Genomic DNA, 422 nt, shown 5'->3' with positions numbered 1-422 from the left:
CCTCGCGGGCGGCGATGATGGCCTCGATGGCCTGCTGGCCGGTGCCCTTGATGGCGCCCAGCCCGTAGCGGATCACCTTGTCGGTCACCGGCTCGAAGCGGTACATGCCGCGGTTCACGTCCGGCGGCTCGAAGGTGAGCCCCATCTTCACGGCGTCTTCGTACAGCACCTTCAGCTTGTCGGTGTCGTCCATTTCCACCGTCATGTTGGCGCAGAAGAACTCGGCCGTGTAGTGCACCTTGAGCCAGCCGGTGTGGTAGGCCAGCAGGGAGTACGCGGCGGCGTGCGACTTGTTGAAGCCGTAGCCCGCGAACTTCTCCATCAGGTCGAACACCTCGTCGGCCTTGTCCTGGCCGATGCCCTTCTCGGCCGCGCCCTTGCGGAAGATCTCGCGGTGCTCGGCCATCTCCTCGGCCTTCTTC

Annotated in this window: 1 protein-coding gene; it reads right to left on the bottom strand. The window is 65.2% G+C overall.

Features of this window, described 5'->3' with window-relative positions:
* A partial coding sequence (locus tag JZ792_RS43755) for a helix-hairpin-helix domain-containing protein (RefSeq protein WP_498044277.1) occupies positions 1–422 on the bottom strand: 422 nt, incomplete at both ends.

Source organism: Nocardia noduli (assembly GCF_019038455.1).
GTDB lineage: Bacteria > Actinomycetota > Actinomycetes > Mycobacteriales > Mycobacteriaceae > Nocardia > Nocardia noduli.
This window is presented reverse-complemented; position numbering and strand designations above follow the sequence as displayed.